At 67.4% G+C, this 4,162-nt stretch carries 4 protein-coding genes and 2 tRNA genes; 5 read left to right on the top strand and 1 reads right to left on the bottom strand.

Annotated elements, in window-relative coordinates; genetic code table 11:
• Positions 1-82: 82 nt before the first annotated feature.
• Positions 83-153 (bottom strand) — tRNA-Gly (locus ABD54_RS25760).
• 117 nt (positions 154-270) lie between these two features.
• Here ABD54_RS25760 and ABD54_RS25755 point away from each other — a divergent pair.
• From ABD54_RS25755 to ABD54_RS25735, 5 genes are all read left to right on the top strand, one after another.
• Positions 271-345: transfer RNA gene (locus ABD54_RS25755), tRNA-Pro, on the top strand.
• A 226-nt stretch (positions 346-571) separates the two neighbouring features.
• The gene (gene tig / locus ABD54_RS25750) at positions 572-2,017 is read left to right on the top strand and encodes a trigger factor (protein ID WP_047872142.1); all 1,446 of its coding nucleotides are present in this window, start codon (positions 572-574) and stop codon (positions 2,015-2,017) included.
• 215 nt (positions 2,018-2,232) lie between these two features.
• Positions 2,233-2,865, top strand: coding sequence for a ClpP family protease (locus ABD54_RS25745; RefSeq protein WP_082166998.1), 633 nt, complete (start codon positions 2,233-2,235; stop codon positions 2,863-2,865).
• A gap of 48 nt (positions 2,866-2,913) precedes the next feature.
• Positions 2,914-3,573 carry an ATP-dependent Clp protease proteolytic subunit gene (locus tag ABD54_RS25740; RefSeq protein ID WP_047872141.1) on the top strand — a complete coding sequence of 220 codons (660 nt, stop codon included), beginning with the start codon at positions 2,914-2,916 and terminating at the stop codon, positions 3,571-3,573.
• A 286-nt stretch (positions 3,574-3,859) separates the two neighbouring features.
• The coding region (locus ABD54_RS25735) for a ClpX C4-type zinc finger protein (protein ID WP_047872140.1) at positions 3,860-4,162 on the top strand (303 nt) is incomplete at its 3' end.

Raw genomic sequence — 4,162 nt, 5'->3', positions numbered from 1 at the left:
GGAGGGGGAGTGGGGGCCTGGTTCGTCCCCGGGGAAATGGCGAAGCGAGCTGGTGCGTGAGTGCACAGCTCGCCCCGAGCGGAGCGGGCGACGAGAATCGAACTCGCATGGCCAGCTTGGAAGGCTGGTGTTCTACCATTGAACTACGCCCGCGTGGCACCGGAGACTTCGAGCGTCCTCTAGACTCGTGGAGCCGACGGGGACAAGACTACAGTCTCCGGAGCCGTGGTCGCACACACCTTTCAGGAGTGCCATCCTTGGTTCGGCACACGGGGTGTGGCGCAGCTTGGTTAGCGCGCATGCTTTGGGAGCATGAGGCCGCGGGTTCGAATCCCGCCACCCCGACTAAACCACCGTGGCAGCGGCTCCGGCCGCGCGCCGTGGCCCCCTGTGTATCTGCCCTAGACTTGGTGCGATCAGCAGGAAACTGTAAGTCCCAGCCCGTCGCAGGGCATCCCCGCTGGATGCGGTCGTCAAGACCCCGGGGGTGCGCGCGTGCCTTTCGCCGTTGTGTGTGGTGCGCCTGCGGGCCGACGCGGACACCAGCCGGCAAACCTAGGAGTACCGCCCCGTGAAGACCGATGTCGAGGAGCTGAGCCCCACCCGGGTCAAGCTGACCATCGAGGTGCCCTTCGAGGAGCTCGATCACGCTTTCGACGTGACCTACAAGTCGCTCGCCAAGCAGGTCCGGATCAAGGGCTTCCGCCCCGGCAAGGCGCCGGCGCGGCTGATCGACCGTTACGTCGGCCGCGGCGCGGTGATCAGCGAAGCGGTCAACCACGCCGTTCCGGAGCTCTACAACGAAGCCATCCAGAAGGAGGAGCTCTTCGCGCTCGGCCAGCCCGACGTGGAGGTCACCAAGCTGGAGGACAACGACGAGCTCGCCTTCACGGCCGAGGTCGACGTCCGCCCCAAGTTCGAGGTCGAGAACTACAAGGGCATCGAGGTCACCGTCGACAGCGCCGAGGTGACCGACGAGCAGGTCGACGAGCAGATCGGCACCCTGCGCGAGCGCTTCTCCACCCTGGTGGGCGTGGACCGCCCCGTCGAGGACGGCGACCACCTGTCCATCGACCTGTCCGCCGCCGTCGACGGCGAGAAGCTCGAGGACGTCGCGGTCAGCGGCTACTCCTACGAGGTCGGCACCAACGCCATGCTGGAGGGCCTCGACGAGACCCTGCGCGGCATGGAGGCCGGTGGCGAGGCCACCTTCTCCACCACCCTCGTCGGCGGTGAGCACGAGGGCCGGGAGGCGGACGTCACCGTCACCGTGCACAGCGTGAAGGTCAAGGAGCTGCCCGAGCTGGACGACGAGTTCGCCCAGCTCGCCTCGGAGTTCGACACCATCGACGAGCTGCGCGCGGACGTGCGCAACCGCATGGGCGAGGTCCGCCGCCTCCAGCAGCTCTCCGCCGCCCGCGACAAGGCCCTGGAGCAGCTGATCGACTCCGTCGACATCCCGCTGCCCGAGGCGGTCGTCGAGGAGGAGATCACCCGCCGCCGCCAGAGCCTGGAGCAGCAGCTCGCGCAGAGCGGCCTCACCAAGGAGGCCTACCTCGAGTCGCAGGAGAAGACCGAGGAGGAGTTCGACGAGGAGCTGACCACCGGCGCCCGCTCCGCGGTCAAGGCCGGGTTCATCCTCGACCAGCTCGCCATCCAGGAGGACCTGAGCGCCGACCAGGGCGAGCTCAGCCAGTACGTCTTCGAGCAGGCCCAGCGCATGGGCGTGAGCCCGGACCAGCTCGCCCAGCACCTGGTCGAGTCCAACCAGATCCGCGTCGCCTTCACCGAGGTCGTCCGCGGCAAGGCCATGGACCTGGTCCTGGCCGGCGCCCGGATCACCGACGAGGACGGCAACGTCGTCGAGCAGGAGACCGCCGAGGAGGAGGCCGCCAAGGCCGCCGCCGTCGCCGCGGGTGAGGCCCTGGAGGCCGTCGAGGACGACGCCGAGGGCGGCGCCGCGGACGCGGCCGTCGAGGCCGAGGCCGACGACGCCAAGGCCGAGGGAGCCAAGTAGGCCCCGGTAGCCCCGGGAGCCGCGCGTACGGGCCCCGTCCGACCCTCCGGTCGGGCGGGGCCCGCGTCGTGTTCGCCTGTGGAAGAACGCCCTGTACGGAGATCGTGCCACCCTGCGCTCAAAGCGAACAGGGGCGCGAACCGGACGAGCGCGGTGCCGCGCGGCGTTAGTGTCGCTGTATCGCAACCGTTTCGATTCCGGAGCAGGTGACGAGAGTGCCGTCGACCTTTGAAGAGTCCCCGCGTTTCGACGCCCGTACGTCGGAGACCCAGATTTCCCCTTTGTTTGAGCAGACGCCTCAGCGCCTGTTGCGCCAGCGAATCGTCTTCCTCGGCCAGCAGGTCGACGACGAGATCGCCAACCGCCTGGTGGGCGAGCTGCTGCTGCTGTCCGCGGAGGACCGCCAGCGCGACATCACCATGTACATCAACTCGCCCGGCGGTTCCGTGACCGCGGGCATGGCGATCTACGACGTCATGCAGTACATCCCCAACGACGTGCGCACCGTGGGTATCGGTATGGCCGCGTCCATGGGCCAGATGCTCCTGTGCGCCGGAGCGCCGGGCAAGCGCTACGCGCTGCCGCACACCCGCGTCATGATGCACCAGCCTTCGGGCGGCATCGGTGGCACCGCCTCCGACATCCGCATCCTGGCCGACCAGCTGCTCTACGTGAAGAAGATGTTCATCGAGAAGATCTCCGAGCACACGGGCCAGACGGTCGAGCAGATCGAGAAGGACGCCGACCGCGACCGCTGGTTCACGGCCCAGGAGTCCAAGGAGTACGGCTTCATCGACGAGGTCCTCGAAGGGACCCTCGACGTGACCCAGGGCCGAACCCAGAGTTGATCCGTCGGACCTCATCCCAGGAACGGCGCAGTGCGTGGAAGGCGTGAAATGACCGAGTTCAACCCCAGTCTCATCGGCGGCGCGGCCTCGATGGCCCCCCAGGGTCGCTACGTCCTGCCGTCCTACGTGGAGCGGACGTCCTACGGCGTCAAGGAGATGAATCCGTACAACAAGCTCTTCGAGGAGCGGATCATCTTCGTCGGCGTCCAGATCGACGACACGTCGGCCAACGACCTGATGGCCCAGCTCATCACCCTGGAGCAGCTCGACTCCGAGCGGGACATCCAGATGTACATCAACTCGCCGGGCGGCTCCTTCACCTCCCTCATGGCGATCTACGACACGATGCAGTTCGTCCGCCCCGACATCCAGACGGTGTGCATCGGCCAGGCCGCCTCGGCCGCCGCGATCCTGCTCGCGGGCGGGACGGCGGGCAAGCGCGGCGCGCTGCCCAACGCCCGCATCCTGATCCACCAGCCCGCGACCGAGGGCATGCACGGCCAGGCCAGCGACATCGAGATCCAGGCGAACGAGATCACCCGTATCCGTACGCAGCTGGAGACCACCCTGGCCCGCCACACCGGGCACTCCGTCGAGAAGGTCTCCAAGGACATCGAGCGGGACAAGATCCTGACCGCCGAGGAAGCCAAGGACTACGGCATCATCGACTTCGTGCTGCCCTACCGCAAGGCCTCCCTGAAGTCCTGAACGCAGGGCCGCGGCACAGCCGGACGGCCTGACCGGGCGCGCGGACGCGGCGCCGGGCAGGGCGTTCGGGCGAAGGTGAAGCGCAGGCCGGACCGGCCCATGACCCGCCTGGGGGAGCCCGGTGGTGAAGCCGGTCCGGTTTTTCGCTTAGTCTGACGGAGAGCGACACACAGATCGCCTCGTCCGTGACCACCGCTGTGGACGGTCACGGAAGATTTTCGACTTCCGGGCGGTTGCCCGCGCGAGCGGCACCGACGGGGCGGCCTTAGTTTTGAGGAGTGGCTGGGTGGCACGCATCGGCGACGGCGGGGACCTGTTGAAGTGCTCGTTCTGCGGCAAGAGCCAGAAGCAGGTGAAGAAGCTCATCGCCGGCCCCGGCGTGTACATCTGCGATGAGTGCATTGATCTGTGCAACGAGATCATCGAAGAGGAACTCGCCGACGCCACCGAGCTCACCTGGGACTCTCTGCCCAAGCCCCGGGAGATCTACGAGTTCCTGGACTCGTACGTGATCGGTCAGGAGCAGGCCAAGAAGGCGTTGTCGGTGGCGGTGTACAACCACTACAAGCGGGTGCGCTCGGAGGGGGAC

Source organism: Nocardiopsis sp. RV163 (assembly GCF_001029525.1).
GTDB classification, from domain to species: domain Bacteria; phylum Actinomycetota; class Actinomycetes; order Streptosporangiales; family Streptosporangiaceae; genus Nocardiopsis; species Nocardiopsis dassonvillei.
The sequence above is the reverse complement of the archived record's forward strand: the minus strand, read 5'-3'. Positions and strand labels throughout refer to the sequence as shown.

Bases quoted from the DNA above. Each gene is read 5' to 3' on its own strand.
- ABD54_RS25740 (WP_047872141.1), top strand. From the start codon at position 2,914: ATGACCGAGTTCAACCCCAGTCTCATCGGCGGCGCGGCCTCGATGGCC.